General features: G+C 45.4%; 17 protein-coding genes. 7 read left to right on the forward strand and 10 right to left on the reverse strand.

Annotated elements, in window-relative coordinates:
- Nucleotides 1-18 precede the first annotated feature (18 nt).
- The 6 genes from J7623_RS23310 to J7623_RS23335 form a co-directional block, all read right to left on the reverse strand.
- Nucleotides 19-6,051, reverse strand: coding sequence for an alpha-2-macroglobulin family protein (locus tag J7623_RS23310; protein ID WP_291924927.1), 6,033 nt, complete (start codon nt 6,049-6,051; stop codon nt 19-21).
- 149 nt (nt 6,052-6,200) lie between these two features.
- Nucleotides 6,201-7,088: a succinate--CoA ligase subunit alpha gene (sucD, locus tag J7623_RS23315; protein WP_291924929.1), complete on the reverse strand. Its 888-nt coding sequence runs from the start codon at nt 7,086-7,088 to the stop codon at nt 6,201-6,203.
- A gap of 183 nt (nt 7,089-7,271) precedes the next feature.
- Nucleotides 7,272-8,093 (reverse strand): ATP-binding cassette domain-containing protein, encoded by an 822-nt coding sequence (locus tag J7623_RS23320; protein ID WP_291924931.1) that lies wholly within the window; start codon nt 8,091-8,093, stop codon nt 7,272-7,274.
- Between the two features lie 2 nt (nt 8,094-8,095).
- Nucleotides 8,096-8,839, reverse strand: a complete 744-nt coding sequence (locus J7623_RS23325; RefSeq protein ID WP_291924933.1) for an ABC transporter permease — start codon at nt 8,837-8,839, stop codon at nt 8,096-8,098.
- A 62-nt stretch (nt 8,840-8,901) separates the two neighbouring features.
- Nucleotides 8,902-9,933, reverse strand: a complete 1,032-nt coding sequence (locus J7623_RS23330) for a hypothetical protein (RefSeq protein WP_291924935.1) — start codon at nt 9,931-9,933, stop codon at nt 8,902-8,904.
- Between the two features lie 143 nt (nt 9,934-10,076).
- On the reverse strand, nt 10,077-12,389 hold the full coding sequence (locus J7623_RS23335) for an NADP-dependent malic enzyme (RefSeq protein ID WP_291924936.1): 2,313 nt from the start codon (nt 12,387-12,389) through the stop codon (nt 10,077-10,079).
- A gap of 146 nt (nt 12,390-12,535) precedes the next feature.
- Here J7623_RS23335 and J7623_RS23340 point away from each other — a divergent pair, with 146 nt between their 5' ends.
- Nucleotides 12,536-12,979 carry a DUF4293 domain-containing protein gene (locus J7623_RS23340; protein ID WP_291924937.1) on the forward strand — a complete coding sequence of 148 codons (444 nt, stop codon included), beginning with the start codon at nt 12,536-12,538 and terminating at the stop codon, nt 12,977-12,979.
- Between the two features lie 12 nt (nt 12,980-12,991).
- A complete protein-coding gene (locus tag J7623_RS23345) occupies nt 12,992-13,585 on the forward strand; it encodes a hypothetical protein (RefSeq protein ID WP_291924939.1) in 594 nt (197 codons plus the stop codon).
- A gap of 39 nt (nt 13,586-13,624) precedes the next feature.
- Here the strand turns inward: J7623_RS23345 and uvrA are convergent, their stop codons facing one another.
- Nucleotides 13,625-16,441, reverse strand: coding sequence for an excinuclease ABC subunit UvrA (uvrA, locus tag J7623_RS23350; RefSeq protein WP_291924942.1), 2,817 nt, complete (start codon nt 16,439-16,441; stop codon nt 13,625-13,627).
- A gap of 292 nt (nt 16,442-16,733) precedes the next feature.
- On the opposite strand from uvrA, the gene J7623_RS23355 reads away from it, so the two are divergent.
- Complete coding sequence (locus J7623_RS23355; RefSeq protein WP_291924944.1) at nt 16,734-17,306, forward strand: sigma-70 family RNA polymerase sigma factor; 573 nt, start codon at nt 16,734-16,736, stop codon at nt 17,304-17,306.
- A gap of 74 nt (nt 17,307-17,380) precedes the next feature.
- Here J7623_RS23355 and J7623_RS23360 read toward each other — a convergent pair whose 3' ends face one another.
- Nucleotides 17,381-18,580 (reverse strand): acetyl-CoA C-acyltransferase, encoded by a 1,200-nt coding sequence (locus tag J7623_RS23360; RefSeq protein ID WP_291924946.1) that lies wholly within the window; start codon nt 18,578-18,580, stop codon nt 17,381-17,383.
- 195 nt (nt 18,581-18,775) lie between these two features.
- Here J7623_RS23360 and J7623_RS23365 point away from each other — a divergent pair, with 195 nt between their 5' ends.
- The 4 genes from J7623_RS23365 (at nt 18,776) to J7623_RS23380 (ending at nt 24,356) form a co-directional block, all read left to right on the forward strand.
- Nucleotides 18,776-20,716 carry a hypothetical protein gene (locus tag J7623_RS23365; protein ID WP_291924948.1) on the forward strand — a complete coding sequence of 647 codons (1,941 nt, stop codon included), beginning with the start codon at nt 18,776-18,778 and terminating at the stop codon, nt 20,714-20,716.
- A 151-nt stretch (nt 20,717-20,867) separates the two neighbouring features.
- Complete coding sequence (rlmN, locus tag J7623_RS23370) at nt 20,868-21,911, forward strand: 23S rRNA (adenine(2503)-C(2))-methyltransferase RlmN (protein ID WP_291924950.1); 1,044 nt, start codon at nt 20,868-20,870, stop codon at nt 21,909-21,911.
- 60 nt (nt 21,912-21,971) lie between these two features.
- Nucleotides 21,972-23,597, forward strand: a complete 1,626-nt coding sequence (locus J7623_RS23375) for a pseudouridine synthase (RefSeq protein ID WP_291924951.1) — start codon at nt 21,972-21,974, stop codon at nt 23,595-23,597.
- 15 nt (nt 23,598-23,612) lie between these two features.
- On the forward strand, nt 23,613-24,356 hold the full coding sequence (locus J7623_RS23380; protein WP_291924953.1) for an RluA family pseudouridine synthase: 744 nt from the start codon (nt 23,613-23,615) through the stop codon (nt 24,354-24,356).
- A 269-nt stretch (nt 24,357-24,625) separates the two neighbouring features.
- On the opposite strand, the gene J7623_RS23385 is transcribed toward J7623_RS23380, so the two are convergent.
- Complete coding sequence (locus J7623_RS23385; protein WP_291924955.1) at nt 24,626-25,261, reverse strand: peroxiredoxin; 636 nt, start codon at nt 25,259-25,261, stop codon at nt 24,626-24,628.
- A gap of 545 nt (nt 25,262-25,806) precedes the next feature.
- Entirely contained in the window at nt 25,807-25,890 is an 84-nt protein-coding gene (locus J7623_RS31780) for a hypothetical protein (protein WP_366839762.1), read from the reverse strand.
- Between the last annotated feature and the right edge of the window lie 224 nt (nt 25,891-26,114).

Consider the following 26,114-nt stretch of genomic DNA (forward strand, 5'->3'; position numbering starts at 1 on the left):
GTTTGTTATTAGCAATATTTATTCCGTCACTTTCACATTCAATCCACCACTGTGTGCAGTAAACTCCGGTGCATACATACACTGTGCCGTGCTGATACCATTGGAGAACTTACCCTGGTGGGTTACAAACAGCGTATATTCGAATACGTAAGTCCCCTTCGGTAAATAGCTGAAAAAGAAATCGGTGGATGCATCTTTGGTGCTTTCATAATAACTCAGACCGTCCTGCCATTTGCTGCTGCTGATCACATTAACAGGCTCAAAGCAAGCTGCCCGCATGTCTTTCAGATGAATGTACTCCATGGTACGGTCCGCACGCAATACAATTCTTACTTTCACCTTATCTCCTACTTTCAGTTCATTACCGTCTTCAATTTTAGTGAGTACCGGGCCTTTGTCGCTGTTCACTTCTTTATACAACTCTTTTTCCAGCACCAGCGGCGTTTGCGCAGATGTAATTTTGTCCAGTTCTTCGAAATACTGCCAGTACACAGCACCCCAGGATGGCTGACCTTTGCTGTCCTTCACGGTAACACTGATATTACCCATGCCTGGTTTCACGGATTTACCATCTATCTTCTCTTTGAAATACCCGGTACCCGCTTCAGTAGCAGCTGGTTTAACAGTGGTATTGCCTAACTGTACAGTTACATCCGGATTGGCCGCCAGCCAGTTGCTACCCTGTAACAACATGGCATAGCAGGCATCTGCAGTGGCTTTGGTGGTATGCCAGTTGTTGGTTTGCTTATTCTTCAGCAACCAGGTTTTCAGATCTGCAACGGCAGCTTCATCTTTACCAACTACCTGGAATGCTTCTATCAACAGGGACTGTGTTTCAATAGGCGCCTGTTCCCAGCGGTAACCACCGGAATTATCTTTCCAGTACATACCCATTTCCGGGCTATTCATTGCAGTTTCTTTCAGCGACTTTAATATAGCCTTTGGCGTTATAGCGTCGTTCTTTTTGAACAGCAACAACGCTATCATTCCTTGTGTATACTTATTCTGTTTAGTCCAGTACTGGCGGGCTTGTGCGTAGAAGAAATCAAATGATTTTTTCATAGCATCAGGAACCGGTTTGTTAAAGAAGCTACGTGCATACAGGTACTGGATCTGTTGAGAGCTGATCACCTCTCCTTTCAGATTGGCTTTTGCATGTACCAGGTCGTAGTAATCTTTATCCAGCTTTTTATCGAGATAGTCAATGGCTTTGTTGGCCATCGTGATTGCTGCGTCGTCATCTATTTTTGCTACTTGTTGCAGATGCCCGATTCCGGCCAGTATGTATTGGGTAATGTAGCGGTCTTCCCACATACCAGTGAACCAGGCGAAGGCGCCATTAGGCAGTTGCTTAGCGGCCAGCTGATCCAATGCTTTCTTTCTTTCGGCTTGCATCCGCTGCAGGTCAAACAGTAAAGCAATATTCTTTTTTTGTTGTGCCTCGTTTTTCGCTTCCAGTACCCACGGTGTTTGTTGCAGTAATACGGCTTTCAGCTCTTCATTTTTTTGCAGGTTGCTCTGCAATGCAGCGGTATCTGAAATTTTCCATTTCTGGAAGATGTCTTTCAGACCTGGTGTAGCATTCGTGATATGCGTAGCCAATGCGTTGGCGTAGTAGCGGTTAAACACCTGCTCCGCACAGTCGTACGGATACTCCATCAGGTAAGGCAATGCCTGTACCGCGTACCAGGCGGGATTGCTGGTATATTCTACTGTTACGCCGTGTTGCACCAATGTTTGAGAACTATCACTATGCAACAGTTTGCCGAAAGTAAAATCGTGTTTTCCATCGCCTCTGACTGGCAGTGGCATTGCTTCCGTTACCAGCATACGGTTGGTCAGTACTGGCAACGCGTTTTCTTCTCCATCACTGAAGTTGCCTGCCTGGGCAGTAACACGGTAAATGAGCGCGCTCTGGAAACCGTGAGGAATCTGGATCGGGAAACTCACCAGTGTGCTTTGTCCTGCCTGGGCGGTAAAGTGTTGCAGCGGGAACATGTTCTGGAACCATCCGTCTACCGGCTGCATGGTGTTGGCATCCAGCAGCTCCAGGTGTGCCTGGCCAATCAACAGGGTATCGGAGAGATTGCTCACTTTAGCGGTGAATTCCATTTTATCGCCTTCGCGTACAAAGCGGGGTGTGTTAGGCTGTACCATCAGCACTTTCTGTGTAACGATGTTGGTGCTGGTCATGCCAAAGGCAAGATCTTTAGTATGAGCCAATGCCTGGAAGTTCCATTTGGTGAGGGCTTCCGGCATGGTGAATTCGAAGGTGATGTTGCCGTCTTTATCCGTACGCAGATCAGGGAAGAAGAAAGCTGTTTCCTGGAAGTTGGTACGAATGGAAGAAGTAGGCGTTTCCTTGTCTCCAGGCTGGTTTGCATTCCCTTTGTCCTTAAATGCTTCCCCGTATTGTGCCGGAGCCGGAGCTGCGGCAGGAGGCACACCGGCACCAGCGCTGTCTTCCAGCCTGGCCCGCGACAAGTTACCTTCTCCGGGAACGCCTTTCAACTCCTTCCTCATCACATGTGAAACACTTGCATATACCCTATTTCCACCTTCTTCCATTGTCCACCCAAATAAGTTCAGCATATCATACATTTTGGCCTCACTGCTGTGATCAGGGAACTCATGATCGTAGGTATAAGAGGATACCTGTGCATTGAAGTTTTCACGCCCGCCAAACTGGGTAATATTATATACGCTTGGATAAATACCAGGAATGTTCCAGCGATGCGGTACAAAGGCATCCAAAGAAGCATCGTACATAGAAGCCAGCATTTCCGCTGCTACTTTTTCATTTTTGTAGCCGGTAATCTGCGCAGTCCATTTCTCTTTTTCACCTGGCAATAATTTATCGCGGTGTGTACCCAGCGTTACTTTCAGGTCCTTGTTATTCCACGGAACGGAGATATTCATGTGTGCATTGAATACGCGGTTGTCTTTTACAAACACGTAAGCTACCTCTATACCTCCCCGGCTATCTTCGCTGACAGGGAATTCCAGCTTTTTGATGTCTGATAACGACAGGTTGGAGCGCTCTTCTTTGGTAACAGCCGTGATGCTGGATTGAATGATATGGAGATCTTTGGCAGATGTTCCTAATAGTATCTCTGCGGTTTTCCCCGGTTCTACTTCCGCTGTTGGCTGATATGACCAGAGGTAGCTGGGAGCCGACAGGTTCTTCGCCTTTACATCAATCAATTCAAACACCGTTTTTTGAATAACGGGTTCATTATTTTTATCGGTTGTACTTACTTCCAGTTCGTAGAATCCAGGCGCCAACCTGCTGGTGTTGAAAGCCACCTTACCATCTGCTTTGCTGGCCAGTGTTTCATTGACTACCGGTGCTAAACGAGGCCAGTGCTTAGTATCGTCTTCATCCTTGTACACATCTAACGGGAACGACTGTATGTAGCTGGTTTCATCTATTACAAACTGGTCCGGCGCTTCCCAATAACGGGGGCGTAGCAAACGTTTGTTGGGCTGCAGTGGCTTCAGTTGCACTTTCAACGTAGCCGGTTCATAAGCACCATTAAGATTTTTAGAGAAGATTTTTATGTCTGCCAGATCCTTTTGTTCCATGCGATCCGGTGCGGTCACTGCAATTTCCATTGACTGGTATCCAACACTCACAGATTGATCACTGCTGCGGGTTTCTCCATTCAAATCGGTTACATCCGCGTGTACCACGTATGTAAAAATCGGTTTGTTAGCCGGGCTTACAGACTTATCCGCCACAGCCGGGAACTTTACGGTGAAAGCACCGTTGGCGTCTGTGGTGGTTTCTCCATGAATGATTTCACGGGAAGAACCGTATGGGATACCTATCTTATAAAATAACCAGGGGTAAGGATAACGTACCCGGCGCTCTACCCGGTACTTTACTTTAGCACCGTCTATATTATTACCGGCATAGGCCAGTGCTTTAGCCGTTGCAGTAACGGTATCGCCTAAACGATAACTGCTTTTGATGGTATCAAAGGAAACATAAAACTTAGGACGCTTATATTCTTCTACTTTGAAGTAAAGGTGTGCATTGGCATTATCATCTCTCAGGGTAAAATCGCCATTCATACGACCTTCCGGCAATACAAACTTCCCGGAATAAGATCCGTATTCATTAGTAGTTAATCTGATGGAATCTACTTTAGTACCGTTTACATCATACAAACACAGGGTGGTCTGGAAGTTGGGCAACGGATTACTTTGTGTTCCCGTCATGCGTTTTCTCAGCACAATCCCTTTAAAATACAGGGTTTGACCAGGGCGGTAAATACTTCTGTCTGCGAAAAGGAACGTTTCTGGCTTGGGTTCTGTAGCTTTATCACGATAGTTACTATAGAAGTATTTGTACTCATCAATATACAGTTCGTCATCCCCTTTTTTCCAGTGGAGGCGCAAGTTTCCGCCATTTTTTGTCGGTGGCACTGTTATGCTACCGTCTTTCCCGGTTACCAGTGATTTTTGTAATACCCAGTTTGAATAATCGTTACCATTTTTTTGCTTCAGCACATCTACATTTATACCGCTCAATGGCTTACCGCTGCTACGATCCAGGGCATAATAAGTACTATCATTCTCTATATAGCTGATATTGGATACCCAGGTCAATTGCATGGCAATCAGGTTTCCTTTCAGCACAAACTTCGGATCCACACTCGATAGTAGCATGTAATGTCCTGCTGGCAGGGCATCTATCTTGATTTCTGTTTTGTGAAGGATATAATCTTTAGGATCTGGTAACGGCTGTTCCCATGTTTTTAGTGCAGGGCGACCTATCACTGTTTTCCAGTAAGGATTTTCAAGGGTGTTGTAATTGTTTTGCGCCTTTTGCAGTGCTTGCAGGAAAGCCTCATCCACTTTCACCAGGCGCAGGTATATTTTATTAATGTTACGGTATTTTACCAGGGTACGAAAAGGAAGACCTGGTACATTCACCGCTTCTGTTGTCAGTTCCAGCGACATTTCCCTGATCTGGTCCAGTATTGAGGCACAGGCTGCCCCACCCGGAGATTTGGGGGCCAGTTGTACTGCTTTTTCACAGATCGCTTTTGCCTTTTTCATGGCCTCGCCCTGTCCTTCTTTTTCTGATCGTCCTTCCTGCAGGTAATAATCCGCCTGTAGTTGCAGTACATCTGTTACAGCAGGAAGACCGTTATACGCCAGTTCCATCTGTTCAAGGGCCCGCAAATAAAGTGTTTCCTTATTCTCCATTACGGCCACCTGGTTCATGTAGGATACTCTTTCCACATCTATATCCAGTAGCGCAGCTTTATCTCCCGTGTGCAAACGGATCAGCTCTTGCAAAATGAGCAAGGCCTGGTATTGCAGGGAAGTATTGTCGGTAGTGGCAAAGGTATGCCCGGCGAAGGTGGCGGCAGGTGCAAAAGCAGCGGGATCTGTCAGCTCAAATTGGTTAGCCGGATTCGTCATTCCTGCTTCACCGGATTTGAAATATTCCAATGCACGATGCGCTAACAAATCGTATAGGGTACCCCGTAAGGCGCGGGTATTTCCTTTAACGATGATCGGATCAAATTCGGCCAGGTTGGTTTTCTCCAGCAGTGCTTTGTCTGACAGGGAAACCTGGTAGGCACTGATTAATTCCTGGTGCAGCCGGTCGGCCGTCCAGGTAGTGATATCCGTACTTAGATCATTGGCGATGGCAGTACGGTTATAAAACCGGTAACGGTTGTTGTTGAAATACCGGAACAGCATTTCGGCTCTGATACTCTGCAAAATGGCCTTCTGAGCGCCAGAGGCATCAGCAATCTGCTGTTCTATCTTTTTAAGATTCTGCAGGGTGCTGCTGTCGTTGATCTCTGCATTATACTTCAGCTGAAAGATCAGCGCTTTGATTTGTTGTACCGTGGCTTTGTCCTTCACGGCATGGGCGTAGATGTCGTTCGCTATCTCCAGGGCCGACTTAGGCAGACCTTTTTCTTCCAGTGCCGCTATTTTCTTCCAGGAGTTATCATAATTAAACTGGGCCATCATCTTATTGCTACTAAAGATTAAAACAATGAATATTCCGATGAATAAACGCATATAGGATCATTTATTTACATTAAGTTACTGCTTTTAGAGAGGATGCAGACCTTCGCACGGTTTCCATAAATCAGGGTACAAAAAAAGGTGAAAAGTGATGGAATACTCCGCGTCACTTTTCACCTTTATATATTTTTACTGGCTGGTAATTATACCAGGGCAGCTTTTTTGCTCAGTACTTCTGCCATTGTTTTACCAATGTTGGCAGGGCTTTCTACTACGGTAACGCCGCATTCAGCCATGATTTTCATTTTTGCAGCAGCAGTATCTTCAGCACCACCAATGATAGCACCTGCGTGACCCATACGACGTCCCGGAGGAGCAGTTTGGCCGGCGATGAAACCTACTACTGGTTTGGTACCATGTTCTTTGATCCATTTAGCGGCATCTGCTTCCATGCTACCACCAATTTCACCGATCATGATAATACCTTCTGTTTCAGGATCGTTCATCAGCAGCTCTACTGCGTCTTTAGTAGGGGTACCGATGATTGGGTCTCCACCAATACCGATAGCGGTAGAAACACCTAAGCCAGCTTTAACCACCTGGTCAGCTGCTTCGTAGGTCAAAGTACCTGATTTAGAAACGATACCGATCTTACCTTTTTTGAAGATAAAGCCTGGCATGATACCCACTTTAGCTTCGTCTGCAGTGATCACACCCGGGCAGTTAGGCCCGATAAGACGGGTAGTAGTGCCTTGCAGGAAATTTTTTGCTTTGATCATATCCTGCACCGGAATACCTTCTGTGATACATACCACCAGCGCAATACCTGCTTCGGTAGCTTCCATGATAGCATCAGCTGCAAAAGCCGGAGGCACAAAAATGATAGAAACATTTGCACCGGTTGCTTTCACCGCGTCGGCCACAGTATTGAATACCGGACGCTCCAGGTGCGTGCTGCCACCTTTTCCCGGTGTTACACCACCCACTACCTGGGTACCATATTCAATCATCTGCGTAGCATGGAATGTACCTTCAGTACCGGTAAATCCCTGAACGATCACTTTGCTATCCTTATTAACTAAAACACTCATCGCGCTTGTTTTATTGGTTTAATATTATATATCTGATTCTTCTGGACGGCAAAAATAAGCCGATTTCTATAATTCTGCAATTTAGCACCTTTAAGATAAAGCTACCAAAACTGCTCTTAAGGCACTTTGGAACTTAAGAAACTCATTTTCAATATATTACCTGAAAATATATTAACAAAAGAGCTACTTTTTCCCACCTTCCTGCTCCTTTTTCAACTGATCCCGCCATTTACCATCTTTAAACATCTCCAGTTGGCGCATTTCTTTAGCTTCCCGTAAAAACTCAGAAGCAAAAATGAAGTCGTTTAACTTTTGATCCTTGGAGAATACGATGTCTTTATTACTACCTTCCCATTGCTTCTGCCCCTGGTACATATATACAATATGGTCGCCGCTTTCCATTACGGTGTTCATATCGTGCGTATTGATAACGGTAGTAATATTGTACTCCTGGGTCAACTCTGTAATGAGTTTATCGATGAGCAGGGAAGTTTGCGGATCCAGGCCGGAGTTAGGCTCATCACAGAAAAGGTACTTGGGATTGAGTACAATAGCACGGGCAATACCTACTCTTTTCTTCATACCACCGCTAATTTCAGCAGGAAATTTCTTTGCAGCTTCCTTCAACTGTACTCTTTCCAGGCATTCTGCCACGCGGGCCTTTTTTTCTTTCAGGGTACCGGTACCAAACATTTCCAGGGGAAACATCACGTTCTGCTCTACGGTCATACTGTCGAACAGGGCGGAACCCTGGAACAGCATGCCTATTTCCTGGCGGATGGTTTTCTTTTCCTTATCATCCATCGCGGTAAAGTCCTGGTTGTCGTAAAGCACTTTTCCTTTATCAACGCCCATCAGTCCTACGATACACTTCATCATCACCGTTTTACCGCTACCGCTGGAACCGATGATCAGGTTTACTTTTCCGGGTTCCATAATAGTGGATACACCTTTGAGTATCTCCTTTTCGCCAAAGCTCTTTCTTATGTCTTGCAGTTCAATCATGATTACAGTAATATCGCCGTTAACGCATAGTCCATGAATAATATCAGCACGCAGCTCACCACCACAGAAGTGGTACTGGCCTTACCTATTTCCAGTGCGCCGCCGGAAACATTATAGCCATAGTAGGCTGACACGCTGGCAATAATAAATCCGAAGGTATAGGATTTGGCCATTGCAAAAAATACGTTGTAAGCCTTGAATTGCTGTCGCAGCCCCTGCATAAACTGTTCGCCGGAAATAACGCCGGATAGTTCACCAGCGGCTTTTCCCCCGTAAATACCGAGGAAACCGGCAATGGCTACCAGTACAGGTATCATTAATATAGCCGCCATAATTTTAGGGGCAATGAGATATCCTTTGGTATTGATACCCATAATTTCAAGGGCATCAATTTGTTCAGAGATCCGCATATTACCCAACTCAGAGGCTATTTTAGAACCCACCACACCGGCCAATACAATACAGGTCAGCGTGGGCGCAAATTCCAGGATAATGGTATCACGTACCACCTGCGCGATGGTACTCTTAGGTATGATAGGACTTACCAGCTGATAAGCTGTTTGTAAAGTAGTTACCCCTCCCATAAACAGGGAAATAATAAACACTATCCCAAACGACCCTACGCCGATATCCACACATTGCTGCATAAATTGCTTCCAGTACATCTTCATGTTCTCCGGGCGGGAAAACATGCCTTTGAGCATGAGCAGGAAGTTTCCGAAATGATAGAAGAATTTGAACTCCATAACTGATCAAAGATAGGAAGGATTTTTTCAATCAGATCTTAAATTAAGATTTAATACAGGCGTTAACGTAAACTACTTACCAACAAACGTTTTAAACTGCGTTCTATAATCTCTCCCATCGTTTTACAACGGGCAAAAACCGGATCATGATAATATTCAGCCAGTTCATTACCCAACTGCTGTATCTTTTCAGGAAAGGAGACCCGGTCGGTCATAATCACATCCCGCAGGTCTTTGATACGATGCCGCTGCACCTTTAAACGACGGGCAATTACCGCCCGCTCTTCCTGCTGATATTGTTTTACCACCTCGGCATTGAGATGTTTAATGGCCAGGTCTACAAATATCCTGTTCTCCTTAAAGTACTGTGGCATATACAAGGTACGCCGGCCCTCATAAAACTGCTGGTCAAAATCGATGGCACGGATACGGAACTGTACATCATCAAAATCAGGTGTAATATCGAAAATGAAATTGTAGGAACGCATATCGCCTAACAGGCGCACAAAGCAGCGTTCGTTGAATTTTACAAACTCCTTGGCAATACGTTTAGGGTTAAATTCCGGCCGGTTCAGGTAATGCAAAATGAACTGATCCCCTGGTACACCGGCAATATGTTCCTCTACCAGCGTATTACCATCTATCAGGAAGTTCATCCAGTAGGGAGATAGGATATGCTCCAGTTCCAGGCCATAGATACGGGATGCATCTGCCATCTTAATATAAAAATAGTCGTATACTTCGTTATAATTATTGACAATTTTTATGCGGAAAGGATGAGAATTTCCGAAGGTGCAATAGTCAATCCGCTCAATGTGTAAATGCTCTTCTGCCGCCTGATCACCACCTGCTTTCAGGATAGAGTACACCCGCTTTAAACCTGCATGAATAGGCCCTACCATACTTTGCGGATAAAACACGGTTTCCCATAACGTATCTTTCCCTTCCTTATCATACACGGCAATCGACTGATCATAATACCGCAGTTCCTCGTAAGATAAAGGCAACTTCACTTCCCGCTCGTACATCTTGAGATAGTTGCGGAAAGCGGCATTAATCGGGAAAAATATCTTCTTACGGGAAATAGTTTGCATAGGATAAATATATGGAAAAAGCAGAAAGCACAAAGCAGAAAGCACAAAGCTATTTTAGCGGATGACCATTGCGGATATTTATGCGCTTTGATCATTTGCTAAAATAGCTTTGTGCTTTCTGCTTTCTGCTTTCTGCTTTGTGCTTATTTTTTCTTTTTCTTGCCTTTCACCTTTTCCGCGTCTCTGCAGCATTTCTCCTGTGCATCAACTACGGCGATATTCACCATGTTAACGATCTGTCTTACCGTACTACCCAATTGCAGGATGTGTACCGGCTTTTTCATACCCAGCAAAATAGGTCCGATAGCGTCAAAACCAGCAACTTCCTGTAGCAGGTTATAAGCAATATTACCAGCGGCCAGGTTAGGGAAGATGAGGGTATTTACCTCTTCGCCCAGCAGTTCCGTAAATGGATAGTTGTCTCTCAGGATCTCCTTATTGAAGGCCATGGCTGCCTGTATTTCACCGTCTACAATGAGGGAAGGATCACGTTGCTTTACAATTTCACGTGCTTTGCTCATGGTTTGCGCTTCCGGCGTCTGGCTGCTGCCAAAATTGGAATACGACAACATCGCAATGCGTGGCGTGATGTTAAAGTGCTTCACTTCTTTCGCCACCATCATGGTAATATCTGCCAGCTCTTCTGCAGTAGGATTGAAATTAACGGTTGTATCGGCGAGGAACAAAGGTCCACGTTTGGTTTCAATGATATACATACCCGCTACACGCTTGGCACCTTCTTCCATACCAATTACCTGCAGGGCAGGGCGAATGGTATCAGGATATTTGCGGGTCAGGCCGGAAATCAGGGCATCTGCTTCACCGGTTTCCACCATCATACAGCCGAAGTAGTTACGTTCGCGCATGATTTTACGGGCTTCATACAGGTTGAGGCCTTTGCGCTTACGCTTTTCGAAGAACAGGTCTCCGAAGCGGTGACGCATTTCCTTCATCTCTTCACTCTTCGGATCAATGATCACCACATCATCAATTTCGATCGCATTTTCCACCATCAACTCGCGGATACGTGCTTCATTACCCAACAGGATCGGATAGGCAATTCCTTCGTCGTTCACTACCTGCGCGGCTTTCAACACTTTCAGGTTGTCTGCTTCTGCAAACACCACTTTCCTTGGATCGCGGCGGGCTTTGGTACCTATTACGCGGAACAGTTGATTATCCAGTCCCAGACGGTGATTCAGCTCATTGCGGTATGCCTCCCAGTCGGTGATCGGACGGAGTGCTACACCACTATCCATAGCTGCCTTAGCTACTGCTGGCGCTACAGTGCTCAACAAGCGCGGATCCAGCGGCTTTGGAATAATATATTTAGGTCCGAAGAAAATATTTCTTTCGTTATAAGCCAGGTTCACGATATCCGGTACCGGAGATTTGGCCATTTCTGCCAATGCTCTTACCGCTGCCAGCTTCATTTCCTCGTTGATTTGAGTAGCTCTCACGTCGAGGGCTCCGCGGAAAATGTAAGGGAAACCCAATACGTTGTTCACCTGGTTGGGATAGTCGGAACGGCCGGTAGCCATAATGATATCCGGACGGGCAGCAATGGCGGTATCGTAGGCTATTTCCGGATCAGGGTTGGCCATGGCGAAAACAATCGGGTTTTTAGCCATGCCCTTTACCATTTCGGCTGTTACTACGTTACCTACGGAGAGGCCCAGGAATACATCCGCGCCTTTCATGGCTTCTGCCAGCGTGGTAATTTTGGTGCTGGTAACAAATTGTTTATGTCTGTCGGAGAGATCTTTACGATCCTTGTTTAAAACACCGTCTTTATCAAACATGATAAAGTTTTCGGGTTTGGCGCCCAGCGCCACGTATAACTTTACACAAGCCATGGCAGCAGCTCCTGCGCCGTTTACCACGATCTTTACTTTCTCTATTTTTTTCTTTACCAGCTCTAAAGCGTTCAACAGTGCGGCAGAAGAGATGATAGCCGTACCATGCTGATCATCGTGCATGATCGGAATTTTCAGCTCTTTCCGCAGCCTTTCTTCAATTTCAAAGCACTCGGGGCTTTTGATATCTTCCAGATTAATACCACCAAACGTAGGCTCCAGGGCCTTTACGGCTGCTACGAAGGTATCCGGATCTTTTGCATCCAGTTCTATATCAAAAACATCTATGTCGGCAAATATCTTAAACAACACCGCTTTCCCTTCCATCACCGGTTTGCCGGCTTCGGGACCGATATCTCCTAAACCCAATACAGCGGTACCATTGCTGATAACGCCCACCAGGTTACCTTTTGCGGTATATTTATAAACGTTTTCTACATCATTGAAAATTTCTTTGCATGGCTCTGCTACTCCGGGAGAGTACGCCAGTGAAAGATCCCATTGCGATTTTGTGTTCTTTGTAGGTATGACTTCAATTTTACCCGGCCTGCCCTTTGCATGATAGTCTAACGCATCCTGCTTATTCAGTTTCTTTGCCATATAAATATTAAGATTGTTATTGGGCGTGCAATATACGAAGTATTGTATTAAGGCCCTCCACCCAAATAGTGTGATGCCTACCCACAATTAAGCATTCTAACCATTAAAATTACTTACTTTTACAGCGTTAAACATTCACAAATATCATGATACAACGCATCCAGAGTCTCTATCTGCTGTTGGCTGCCGCCGCAGGCGCTGCTGCCCTGTCCTTCGATCTGTGGAAAGCTACGCTGACCAATAGCACGAACCCTGTTTATGTAAACGCTTCCAGCAACTACCTGCTGTTTGTACTGTATGTCATCATTATCCTGGTGTCGCTGGCCACTATCTTCCTTTTTAAGAAACGTAAACTCCAGTTTCGCCTGACTATTTTTAACATTCTTTTTGGTTTTGCCGCACTGGCTTACCAATACTATGTGGTACAACAAACCGCTAATAAACTGAGCACCGGCGGCGTTGCGATTGTTTCGGCATCCTACCTGCCTGCCTCTTTCCTGCCTATCGTTATTATCATTCTTTTGTTCCTGGCAGTAAGAGGAATTTATAAAGATGAGAAACTGATCAAATCACTGGACAGACTCAGATAAGTACTTGTCTTTATGGGCGTAGATTTACGGGTCATCACCGGACATCGGCTATCTGCTGCGGCCGTGTTGGATATGGGAGACGTCATTAACAAGGATCCCATCCTGCGTGAACTGGATTTCTACACCGTTTCCTCTTTTAAAGTAGAAAGCTGGCATAACATCTCCAATGCAGATGAAATTACGGCATGCTGGGAACAGGCCTGTTCAAACTCCAACAAAGGCGACAGAGACGAACGAATAAGTGACGACTGGTGGTGGGAAGCCATCCCTAATTTTCATACCCATGCCGGCCGTACAAACTTTCATCCGGAAATAGTGCAAACAGATGGTTGGGGACAAAAACTATGGATTATCAGTGATGAAAAGGAACGGACAAGGATTTGCGCTTACTACAACAGGTTCGCACAGTTACTACAACAACGATATGTTATATTCTATGGTGACTCCAGCGTGAAATCCTCTCTCATAGATGACGAAATATATAATAAGTCGATGGAACAAATCCTGGAATGGCTACTACAGGAGTTTGGATTCAAACACGTGTCAGATATGGCCGATCAATGGTTTGAGGATTTTGGATTCTACATACACACTGTAAAATACTAAAAGGGCCGGAGTTAAACTTCGGCCCTTTCTTTAATATCCTTACAGGTATTTTCCTGTATAACTTTCTTTTACTTTTTTCAATCCCTCCGGTATGCCTGCGTACAATAAATTACCACCGCCGGCGCCGCCTTCCGGCCCCAGGTCTATCACCCAATCAGCACTCCTGATCACGTCCAGGTTATGTTCAATTACCAGCACCGTATGTCCTTGTTCAATAAGTGCATTAAAGGAATCCAGTAATTTTTTGATATCATGAAAATGCAGACCTGTGGTAGGCTCATCGAAGATGAATAAAATATGTCCCTGTGCTTTTCCTTTACCCAGGAAAGACGCCAGTTTCACACGCTGTGCTTCTCCACCGCTGAGGGTATCGCTACTTTGTCCGAGTTTCACGTAACCTAATCCCACACTGTTTAACGGACGTATTTTATTGCACACATCTTTCTCGTCTTTAAAGAAATCCAGTGCTTCATCTACCCCCATTTCCAGCACTTCGTAGATATTCTTATTCTTGTAGGTAACTTCCAGCACCTCATCTTTAAACCTTTTACCACCGCAGCTTTCACAGGTGAGATGTACATCGGCAAGGAACTGCATTTCTACAATTACTTCCCCTTCTCCTTTACATGCATCACAACGACCGCCATCTACGTTGAATGAAAAATGTTTAGGCTGGAAACCACGCATTTTACTAAGCGGCTGCCGGGAATACAGGTCCCTGATTTCATCGTACGCCTTGATATAAGTAACCGGGTTGGAACGCGATGATTTACCAATTGGATTCTGGTCAATCATCTCCACCTGGGTTACATCATCCAGCGCACCTTTCAATGCTTTGTGATTACCTACCCTTTCGGCAAATTCGCCTTTCAGCTTCATCAGCGCAGGATAAAGGATTTGCTTTACCAGCGTGGTTTTTCCGGATCCACTCACGCCACTGATCACGGTTAATACACCCAATGGGAAATCCACCGTAATATCCTTCAGGTTATGCTGACGCGCACCTTCTACTGTAATTGCTTTTTTCCACTTGCGCACTTTCGCTGGCGGGTCAATGGCAAACTGACCGCTGAGATACTTGCCTGTCAGGCTGTTGGCATCTTTCAAAATCTGCGGATAAGTACCCGCAAAAATCACTTCTCCTCCAAGGTGACTGGCCAGCGGGCCCATGTCAATGATGTAGTCCGCCTCCCCCATCATCTGCTCATCGTGTTCTACTACTACCACGGTATTACCGAGGTCACGCAGTTCTTTGAGTACGGAAATCAGGCGGTGCGTATCCCGGGCGTGTAGTCCAATACTTGGCTCATCCAGGATGTACATAGAGTTGGTCAGGTTGCTACCGAGGGTACGCGTGAGTTGAATACGCTGACTTTCTCCGCCACTCAGGGTATTGGCTACCCTGTTGAGGGTAAGATATCCCAGGCCTACGTCCAGCAATGTTTTCAGACGATGGTTTATTTCAATAAGAATACGTTTCCCGATTTGTTGTTCGTATGCCGTGAGTTGCAGCTCATCAAACCATTGTTTCAGATTTGATACGGGTAAGTCTACCAGTTGCGCGATGTTGCGGTCTCCCACTTTGATGTAGAGGGCTTCTTTACGCAGGCGTCCACCACCACATTCGGGGCAGGTAGTACGGCCACGATAGCGGGCCTGTAGTACACGGTATTGTACTTTGTACAGGTTTTGTTCCACCATTTTGAAGAACTCATTCAAACCGTAGAAATGTTCATTCCCGGTCCAGAGCAATTGCACCTGTTCATCGGTGAGTTCTGCAATAGGTTTATGTACCGGGAAGCCAAACTTGCGGGCAGTTTTGATGAGCGCTTCTTTATACTCGCCCATTTTTTCACCACGCCAGGGCGCGATGGCGCCCTCAAAAACGCTGAGGCGTTTGTCTGGTATCACCAGGTCAGCATCAATGCCTAAGGTTTGTCCAAACCCTTCACAGGTAGGGCAAGCGCCGTAAGGATTGTTGAAAGAAAAAAGATTGGGAACCGGTTCTTCGAAAGTGATACCATCCAGCTCAAAGCGATTGGCGAAGTGAATGGTTTCCTTTCCATCTACTTCCACATAACAATCCCCCTCGCTTTCGTAAAATGCTGTTTGTACACTATCCGCAATGCGGTGTTTATCATCTTCCTCAAAATCCTTTACTACCAGCCTGTCTACCAGTACCCAGGCATCAGCTGGTACACTTATTTTCTTCTGTTCCAGCAATTCTTCGATACGTAGCAAGCCTGTGCCTTCACTACCGGGTACGTATAAACGGGAAAAGCCTTTTTGCAGGAGGATATTCAGTTCTTCTTTTACATCTCTTTTTGCATGCCGGCGGAAAGGAGCCAGCAGCAAAACTTTAGCGCCATGTTTCAGCTTTGTGATATAATCTACCACATCACTGACCTCATGTTTTTTTACCTGTTTTCCGGAGATGGGAGAATAAGTTTTACCTACTCTTCCAAAGAGTAACCGGAGATAATCATAAATTTCCGTCATAGATCCCACGGTGGAACGGGGAGTACGGGTAATGACTTTCTGTTCAATAGCGATTGCCGGACAAATGCCTTTGATATAATCTACATCAGGTTTATTCATACGCATCAGGAACTGACGGGCATAGGAACTTAAACTTTCTGCATATCTGCGTTGTCCTTCTGCATAAAGGGTATCCATGGTAAGCGATGATTTTCCGGAACCGGACACACCGGTAACTACTACCAGTTTGCTACGGGGAATTGATACGCTTACATTCTTGAGATTGTGGACCCTTGCGCCTTTTATAAAAATATGGTCCTGCGGGCTAACTTCCTGAGGATCAATAATAGTCGTTTGTTTCTTTACTTTTGTTGCCATGACAGAACAAATTTAAGGGAAAAGATGTTAGTTCTGACGTCTGCTTTTTTTACGTGTTCGTTATACGCTATAAGCTAATAGCTATGGGCTAAAAGCTATTTTTATATTTGTTTTATTGAACTATTCTTTTATATTTGCATAAGACCAGATCTATCTCGCTGGATTTACCAATAATTTCTTAAACTTAAACTGTTCAATATCGCATAAACTTTACTTAACAAACACAACCAAACTGGCTGTATTTCTGTAATTTATTTACTAACCCGCCTAGTTGTAGAAGTTTATGCAAGTAATGTACAAATTGTGCGATGAGCAGTTGATTACTCTCTTTAAAAAGGGACATTCTTCCGCATTAGAGGAGTTGGTACACCGTCACAAAGACAAGGTGTTCACTTCTATCCTATTACTGGTGAAAGATTCTTTCCTCGCAGAGGACATTTTTCAAGACACCTTCATTAAAATTATTGACACCATCAGGGCTGAACGCTATACGGAAAAAGGGAAATTTTTGCCCTGGGCCATGCGTATTGCACATAACCTGTGCGTGGATCATTTCAGGAAGATCAAGCGTACACCAATGATCAGAACTGGTGACGATAAAGATATTTTTGATGTTCTCGGTTTTAGTGACAGTTGTGCTGAAGAAAAAATAATTACCCGCCAGAGTCATGACCGCGTTCGCAGAATGCTGGACATGTTACCGGAAGAACAACGGGAAGTAATTATTCTTCGTCACTATGCAGAGCTGAGTTTTAAAGAAATTGCAGATCTCACGCAAGTGAGCATCAATACGGCATTGGGTCGGATGCGTTATGGTCTGATCAATCTCCGGAAAATGATGACGGAGAAGCAAATCTGTCTATGATGAACCCTTTTTTTTGCTTGCCAGCAACGAGCGGCCGGATGTAATGTCCGACCGCTCGCTATTTTAGGCCAGGCCTATACTTTTTCAAATACCATTGCAGCACCCTGCCCTACTCCCACACACATGGTAGCCAATCCATACTTAGCACCAGGCCTGCGCTTCATTTCATGCAATAGTGTGGTGGTGATACGTACCCCGCTACAACCCAACGGATGGCCTATAGCAATGGCCCCACCATTTACGTTGACAATATCCGGATTCAATCCCAGGTCCTGTATACAGGCCAATGATTGCGAAGCAAAGGCCTCGTTCAATTCTGCCAGATGCAGTTGATCGGCTGTGATGCCGGCCCGCTGCAAAGCCTTCCTGGAAGCAGGTACGGGACCGATACCCATAATAGCCGGATCTACGCCTGCTACCGCCATACTCTTTATTTGCGCCAACGGTTGCAGGTTAAACTGTTTCAATGCTTTTTCGGATACAATCAACAGGGCTGCGGCGCCATCATTGATTCCCGACGAATTGCCGGCTGTTACCGAACCGTTTTTTGCAAACGCCGGGCGCAGGCTGGAGAGCTTTTCCAACGTGGTTACGCGGGGATGTTCGTCCTTCGCAAATATTATTTTCTCGTCTTTATTTCCTGTCACCTCTACCGGGATAATTTCATCCTCCCATTTTCCGGCATCTAACGCCTGTTTGTAGAGCGTTTGACTGCGCAAGGCAAAGACATCCTGCTGCTCTCTCCCTATATGCCATTGATTGGCGACATTCTCCGCGGTTTCGCCCATTGAATAAGGATGATACATTTCTGATAACCGCGGATTAATAAACCGCCACCCCAGGGTCGTGTCATATATTTCAGCTTTACGGCTAAAAGGCCCCTCCGATTTAGGCATTACAAACGGCGCACGGGTCATGCTTTCTACACCACCGGCAAGGTATACATCTCCCTCACCACACATCACCGCCCTGGAAGCATCCATAATGGCCTGCATACCGGATGCACATAAACGATTTACGGTATTACCAGCCACCGTTACCGGTAGTCCGGCCAGCAATGCCGCCATCCGCGCCACATTCCGGTTGTCTTCCCCCGCCTGGTTAGCTGCACCGGCGATCAGGTCTTCAATCACATTGGGATCTAAAGTCGCATTTCTTTTCATTAACGATTTAATCAGATGCGCCAGCAAATCGTCCGGGCGGACTGTGCTTAAAGCGCCACCATAGCGACCTATGGGGGTGCGTACCGCATCTACTATATAAGCAACTTGCATGAGAATGTTTTGGTTTATCTGCAATATAACACATCCCGGTAACCCGGCGACTAAAACCTCTGTTTGCGACAGCCATACAAATCCCGCCAGATATACCTCTATTTCCGCCTTTTAGTAAATGGCGCTTGATCCATTTCCATGGTTCAGTAGTTTTGTATCCATCTTTATCACATTTTAAAATTAACCCCAAAGAAAATGAAACAAGTATGTAGCCTGCTATGGCTTACCGCCCTATTGTGCGCGCTCTCAATGACCACCAAAGCACAAGTTCCCCCGGGAGAAAACGATGCAAATCTGTCTGAATTACTCTACAGACCTATTAAACCTACCGCTAAATTAATGGAAGGTATAGAGCCGGCCATCCAGCAAAAGCCGGTAGCCAATCCTGCATTGCGTGGCAATATCAATGTGCGTACGCTGAAAGTAGCTCCCAAATGGAACCGGGTAGCTGATAATAATACGCAACTGATCAGCATTGACAATACCCATCTGTTACCTGCCGGCAAAATGCAGGTGATGAAAGCGGAAGCATTTTGTACACCTCCTACCGTTACTATCGGCTGCTGCAGCTACAATATCAAAGATGAATCAGCCAATAAAAACCAGTTGTACGCGTCCCCCGCATCTGTATTTAATAATGAAACCGATGCGCGGACTTACGCAGAAAGTCTTACTCCTAAACTGCCTTTCTTCCTGCCTTTCAGGAATTCCAAAGTATACCCTGCGGGGGCCTGGATTTATGATAATGGTTCAGGACACGGCTCTGTGGATTTCCTGAAAACATCCGATGCATATGGTCCCGGTATTGATCCTACCTTCGGCGTATATGCTTCCGCAGCAGGAAAAGTAGTCACCGCGATGTGGGATCCCTTCTTCGGTAATGTGGTGATTATAGAACATACTGCTGCGGATGGCACTGTGTACCGTACCGGTTATTTCCATCTCCGCGGTGGCTTTGATCATGATGTACAAAATGCTAAAAACACGCCTGTTGCGGATCCGTCTAAGATAGATGCCCGTGATACCAAGTATAAAAAATTCGCTAATCTCCCCAATCCGTCCAAACAGTTATGGGGGACCAATGATCAGAAGCTGAAAGTAAAAGCAGGCGACCCTGTATATGCAGGCCAGCAGATTGCGTGGGCTGGCAATACCGGCTATGGTGGTGCCGGCTGGGGATTAAATACCGATGGCACCCCGATGAACCCTAATACCGCCAACAACCACCTGCATTTTATGCTGTGGATAAAATCTCCTAATCCAGCTACCGGCGTGGATTGGATGGAAGTAGATGCGTACGGCGTATATGCCAAATCAGAAGATAATAACGCCGGTTGTTATGAGGTAGGCGCCAACAGCGCTTTTAACCGCTTCTTTGCCCCTTTCTATCCTTCATTTCATAACGTACCCGTAGAGCATATTACCCGCTATTGGGGCTACTACACCGGTATGGGTATGGCTTTGCAAACGCTGAGCGTGCATAAATCAGGTAATCAATACCTGGCTTCCGGGTCGTTCCAATATGGTTTGCCATCACAATGGTATTGCCGCATTAATATGAATTCCACCCAGTACCAGCAATACTTTGACGAGTACTATGGGAAAGGATATATTCCACGGCAGATTTCCGTTACCAATGATAATAGCGGCAATCCACTGTTTACCGTGATCTGGAAACAACGCGGCGGAGAAAACTTTGCTGCAGTGCACAATGCTACAGATGAGGTATACGCCGCCAAATGGAAAACCTTTGTAGAACAGGGCAAAATGCGGGTAACAGAGCATGTAGCTTATTATGTAGGTGGTAAACGTTACCATGCAGGTGTGTTCGGCAGTAGCAACCCTGGAGGATTTTACATGTATTATGGCATGAATACCAATGATTTCACCAAGAAATTTGATGAAATGAACAAGGCTGGCCTGATGACCGTCAATGTAAATATCGAGGAAAATGGGAATCAAAACAGCGTAGGTGGCCTGTGGTGGCCCAGAAACAAAGCATATTATTCTTATATGGATATGAGTCCGGCTGATTATCAGGCGAAATTTACGGACCTGACCGCCCAGGGCTACCAGTTGTTCCGTATCCAGGGATACGACAACTCTTCCCGTTTTGCGGCCATATGGACAAAATAAACCGAATACATAACTAACCCCGATGCCACAGCTAGAAACGGCTGTGGCATTGGTTTTAAAGGCACATTCTGTCAGTACGCCAATATTACCTATCTTTGCAGTTACTTTTCGACTGCCGGAAGGCAGCCATTTGCTCAATTAATGGTCAATAATGAAGTCTGACAATAAAAACATCCGGCATTTAAGTTTACCGGCTTTACAGGAATATTTCGGGTCAATAGGCGAAAAGCCTTTCCGCGCAAAACAAGTGTATGAGTGGCTATGGCTGCGTCATGCGGATAGTTTTGAAGCCATGACCAACCTCTCCAAAGAATTAAGAACCAAACTGGCAGAACACTTTACCCTGCCTGCTGTGAAGGTGGATACCGTACAGCAGAGCAATGATGGTACCATTAAGAGCCGTTTCCGCCTGCATGATAATCACCTGGTGGAAGGAGTACTGATTCCCACAGACTCCCGTCAAACTGCCTGTGTATCTTCACAGGTAGGCTGCAGCCTGAGTTGCAAGTTTTGCGCTACCGGTTATATGGACCGCGCCCGTAACCTCGATTACGACGAAATTTATGATGAGGTGGCGCTGATCAACCAGCAAGCCCAGGAAGCGTATGGTAAAAAGTTAAGCAACATTGTATTCATGGGCATGGGAGAACCCCTGCTGAACTATAAAAACGTATTACAGGCTATTGAGAAGATCACCTCCCCGGATGGTCTGGGTATGTCGCCTAAACGTATCACCGTTTCTACTGCCGGCGTAGCCAAAATGATCCGGCAACTGGGCGATGATAAAGTTCGCTTTAACCTCGCGTTATCCTTACACGCCGCCAATGATAAAAAGCGCAGTGAAATTATGCCGATCAATGATTCCAATAACCTGAAGGAACTGATCGCCGCACTGAACTACTTCTACAAGGCCACCGAAAATGAAATTTCTTTCGAATATATTCTCTTCAAAGATTTTAATGACTCCAAAGAAGATGCGGACGAACTCATTAAAATTTACCGGCAGGTACCTGCCGACCTGGTGAATATTATCGAATACAATCCTATTGATGCGGCACGCTTCCAGAAACCGGATTCGCAGACCGCAGAAGAGTTCATGGAATATCTTTCAAAAAATCGCGTGAATGCAAGACTGCGCCGTAGTCGCGGTAAAGATATCGATGCTGCATGTGGACAACTCGCTAATAAAGGCTGATCATTACACAATCATATATCTATTGATCATGTACGCATGGTCATCAATCAATAATAATTTATGAAGAAAAAACAACCTGCTAAAAAAGGGTTTGGCCCATCCAGGGATAATAAGTTTGGTAAAAGCGACAAACCAGCAGGCCCCCGCACTCGCTCCTCCGCCGATGGCGAAAGGCCAGGAAGAGCAGCTGCAAAAGATAACCGCAGCGGAGATGACAAACCATTTTCCCGTAAGCCACGCTTTGAAGGCGGAAAAACGGGCGATGAACAACCGTCTTTCCGTAAACGCAGCTTCGACAGCAACGGCAGGCCAGCCCGCAAAGCCGGACCAGCCACCGACAGCTTCGGAAATGATAAGCCACAGCGCAAACGTACTTTCGGCGGCAATAGCGAAGATAAACCTAAGCGCAGCTTCGGAAGTAGTGAAGAAAGACCTAAGCGTAGCTTCGGTAACAGTGAAGACAGGCCCAAACGCAGCTTCGGCGACAAAGACGAAAAACGTGCTTTCGGTGGTCACAAACGTGACGACAAACCCGGCGCCCGCAAACGCTTTGACAGCGATGAAAAGCCAACATTCAAGCGTGGTGGCTTCGACAACGATAAAAAAGAAAAATCAGCCGGCGAACGCTCTTTCAATACCTTCAGAAAAGATGGTGAACGCCCTGAACGTACCCGCCACTTCGACAAAGAAGATAAAGGCAGTGAAAGACCACTACGTAAACGCACCTACGGCGTTACCAAAAAAAGTGACGACTCCGCCTTCCACTTCCACGGCGAAAATAAAAAAGGTGGGAAGTCCGCTCAGAAAGATACTCCCAGCGGATTCAACCGCAAAAAATTCTTTGATAAGACCAATGAACGTTTTGCGGACAAACAAGATCGGAAGAAAGCTGGCAAAGTAAGAGACACTAACGAATACGAGCCAACGAAGAATAACAAAGAACCCAAAGAAAGCATTTTTGGCCCCGGCGAAATGCCGCTGAACAAATTTGTGGCACATTGTGGTTTATGCTCCCGCAGAAAAGCGGTAGACCTCATCAAGGAAGGAAAAGTAACTGTAAATGGTAAAGTAGTTACGGAACCTGCTACTAAAGTTACTACCAGCGATGTAGTGACCATGCAGGATAAAAAAATCACGCCTACCAAAAACCTGGTGTACATCCTGTTGAATAAACCTAAAGGCTATATCACCACCACCGATGATCCGGAAGGCCGCAAAACCGTTATGGATCTCATCGAAGAAGCGGCTGAAAACGAAAGAGTGTACCCTGTAGGCCGCCTGGATCGTAATACTTCCGGTTTGTTGCTGCTCACCAACGATGGTGAACTGGCACAAACACTGGCACATCCTAAACACAACATCAAAAAGATTTACCAGGTCGAACTGGATAAGCCGCTGACCAAAAATGATTTTGATAAGATCATTGAAGGCGTAACACTGGAAGATGGCGTTGCATTGGTAGATGCACTGGGCTACGTAGATCCTAAAGACAAGAAACAAGTGGGCATTGAAATTCACAGCGGTAAAAACCGTATTGTGCGCCGCATCTTTGAACACCTGGAGTATACCGTAGAAAAGTTGGATCGTGTAATGTATGCGGGTCTTACCAAGAAAACACTGAACCGCGGCCAATGGCGCTTCCTCACTGAAAAAGAGGTGATCCTGCTGAAACATTTTAAAAAATAACTGTCGAATAACGGGATGCGATTAGCTGAACATATTATACTCGAAACACCGGACTTTGTTGTTGTAAACAAACCTGCAGGCATGCTTACACTGCCTGATCGCCACGACAATGAGTTAGCATCATTGATTGCTATCATGAAAAAGGCGTATGGCGAAATATTCACGGTACACAGGCTGGACCGTGAAACCAGCGGGATCATCCTGTTTGCGCGCAACGAAGCAGCACATAAATACTTCTCCCAGCTTTTTGAAAGCAGGGACGTGAAAAAGTTTTACCTGGGACTGGTGAGTGGCCAGCCTATGCCCAGGCAGGGTAATGTGAGCGAGGGAATCATGGAACACCCCGTACAGAAAGGGAAAATGGTTACCAACCGGAAAGGAAAGCCATCTTCCACGGACTATGAGGTATTGGAAGAATTTGGTCTGTATAGTTTGGTAAGAATGCAAATTCATACAGGCCGTACGCACCAGATCCGCGTTCATATGAAGTTCCTGGGACATCCTATTGCAGTGGATGAATTTTATGGCAGTTCCCAGCCGGTATTATTATCCAGTATTAAGAAAAAATTCAAACTGGGTAAACATACCGAGGAGGAGCGTCCTCTATTGAGCAGACTGGCATTACATGCTTCCATGCTGATATTTAAGGATCAACACGGAAAAGAATATACGATTGAGGCGCCATTGCCTAAAGATATGAGTGCCTTGCTGACACAGTTACGCAAACATCGTGGCAAGCAAGCCGTGGGTGAGGAATAATGCGGATTTTGTCTGAAGACAGGATTAGATTGGTTTCCGGATATTGTTATAAAGAAAAGGGAAGATATAAGCGAATGATTTTCGCGTATATTTTCCCTTTTTCTTTATAAATCTTACATCTTTATAACAGCATCCTAAAATCAGTGTAATCCTGTCTTCAGGCAAAAACTGGGCATAAAAAAAACGGGGAGAAATCCCCGTTTCGTAAAAATCAAAAACCAACCATTAAAAAAAATTTATCAAAACCGCCTTTCGGCGTCTTAGTAGCATTATTTGTTTGGCTGCGGTGTTGTTCTCAGGTAAGGCTTGATAATTTTATGGCCTTTCGGAAAACGTGCAGGAATATCTGCAGTAGGCACTGCTGCCGTAACGATTACATCTTCTCCATCTTTCCAATCTGCCGGAGTAGCAACGCTATATTTAGCTGTTAGCTGCAGGGAGTCCAATACGCGCAGCACTTCTACGAAGTTTCTACCGGTAGAGGCCGGATAAGTGATGATGAGTTTTACTTTTTTGTCTGGTCCTATGATAAACAAGGATCTAACTGTAAAAGTTTCAGAGGCATTTGGATGAATCATGTCATACAAATTAGCCACTGTTTTATTTTCATCTGCAATAATAGGAAAAGTTACGTCACACTGTTGTGTTTCGTTAATATCATTTATCCAGCTCAGGTGCTTATCCAGTGGATCTACACTGACAGCCAGTACTTTAGTATTGCGTTTAGCGAATTCCTCTCCTAATTGTGCAGTTCTGCCTAATTCGGTAGTACATACCGGCGTAAAGTCTGCCGGATGAGAAAACAAGATACCCCAACCTTCACCGAGGAAATCGTAAAAATCTATTTCCCCTATCGTGGTATTGGCTTTGAAATTAGGAGCTGCGTCTCCCAGTCTTAAACTCATAGTTTTACGATTTAATTGACCAAAAATAGGTTTTTCCTACAAGATTTATAGACTTTAAGGGAATTTTTTCACAATTTAACCGATATTTTTTGTGAAGGAGGGAATTGGGGTTAACAAACAATGTATAACGGGGTTACGTAAAATGGATCAACAAGGGTTAATTCAAACGGATAGACGGGGGTTAACGCAATAGATAAAAAAGGTTAAACAATAGATAAAAATATGGTTAACAGGGATTTAGCCATTTGAGGTATGTAGCTGCCAGGCATAATATGCCATGCTGAATTTATTATCATCTTCCAATCCGGCCTTTATTCTGGCAGCTTCATCCCCTAATTCTATCTCGATAAATCCAAGGTATAGGTTATAGGCATCATGTAGTAATTGTATACAGTACTCCATCCGGGTATCCGCATCATCTGGCTGATAGCGCGCAGCAGGAGGCAAATCAGGCGGTGTGGGCAGTTGTATTACTTTCTCTATGTAATAACATTCCTCATCTGCGTAGGCTTCCCAATTATCATCCTGCTGCAGGCAGGGCCGTCTCATATGAAAGGTGAGATGATCAAAAACCACGGCAGCGCCCAGTTCTGCCTCCAGGTCAATGATATCCGGCACGCGGCACATATCTTCGAGCTTTTTTACAATGGTCATTTGCACTGCATCGTGCTTATCCTGACTGAAGCGAAGCATGGTATTCATGACTTCATAAGTAGTTACAAAATCACAGGAAGACCACACATTGTCCCGGAGCACCTGGCCCCAGAGCGTCAGGTAATTGGAATCATCCATAATGATTTGTCCAATTGAAATAGCCTGTACCTGCGTAATTGCTGTTGTTGTATTTACCTTA

This window comes from Chitinophaga sp., from assembly GCF_017745275.1.
Taxonomy (GTDB): domain Bacteria; phylum Bacteroidota; class Bacteroidia; order Chitinophagales; family Chitinophagaceae; genus Chitinophaga.